2 protein-coding genes are annotated in these 833 nt (G+C 70.3%); one reads left to right on the top strand and one right to left on the bottom strand.

Annotated elements, in window-relative coordinates; all coding sequences use genetic code 11:
- Nucleotides 1–400: YgfZ/GcvT domain-containing protein (locus HUK84_RS20715; protein ID WP_374729401.1), on the bottom strand; the 400-nt coding region annotated here is incomplete at its 3' end.
- Between the two features lie 124 nt (nt 401–524).
- Here HUK84_RS20715 and HUK84_RS20710 point away from each other — a divergent pair.
- On the top strand, nt 525–833 hold a 309-nt coding region (locus tag HUK84_RS20710), incomplete at its 3' end, for a glycosyltransferase family 9 protein (protein ID WP_374729402.1).

Genomic DNA, 833 nt, shown 5'->3' with positions numbered 1-833 from the left:
GGGGCAGGACCAGCCGCCAGCCCGCGTCCGCCAGGCGAGGATCGGGCGCGCCGATAGCCGAATCGATCATCGGCGGCACCGCGTCCCATGCCGCATGCACGGCAAATCCCGTCGGGTCGATCGACACGTCCGACCGCAGGCGATAGCGCGCCAGCTTCTGGCGCAGCATGTCGGCCTGCGCCGCCGCGCAATCCATCAGCAGCCGCTGCCCCTCGGCCTCCTCATACAGAAAGAAATCCGCCAGCCACCGTCCCTGCGGCGTCAGCAGCGCGGCCCAGACGGCACGCCCCGGCGCCACCTCGGCCACGTCGTTGGAAACCAGCCCCTGCAGGAACGTCACCCGGTCGGCGCCGGAAATGGCCAGCACCGCGCGGTCTGGCAGATGGGCAAGATGCGTCATGTCCGGATTCTGGGTCCGCCCGTCTCTCAAGGCAAGGGGGGCAAGGCAAGGGGGGGCCAGGGCAGGGGGGAGGCAAGGGGGCGCCATATTGGTGCCGCTCCAAAAGGCGGCTAGCGTGCCCGGCATGCGGATCCTGTTCATCTCCTCCACCCGGCTGGGCGACGCCGTCCTGTCGACCGGCCTGCTGGACCATCTCCTCCATGCCTTCCCCCAGGCCCGTTTCACCATCGTCTGCGGCCCCGTGGCCCGCGACCTGTTCGCCCGCATGCCCCGGCGCGACCGCACCATCGTGCTGACCAAGCGGAAATGGGACCTGCACTGGCTGGCGCTGTGGCGCGACTGCGTGGCCACGACATGGGATCTGTGCGTCGACGTACGGGGCTCGGGCGTCAGCTTCTTCCTGCGCACGCGCCGCCGGGCGATCATGCGCGGC

Source organism: Nguyenibacter vanlangensis (genome assembly GCF_013376155.1).
In the GTDB taxonomy this organism is placed as follows: domain Bacteria; phylum Pseudomonadota; class Alphaproteobacteria; order Acetobacterales; family Acetobacteraceae; genus Gluconacetobacter; species Gluconacetobacter vanlangensis.
Note: the sequence above shows the minus strand (reverse complement) of the source record. Positions and strands in the feature narration are given on the sequence as shown.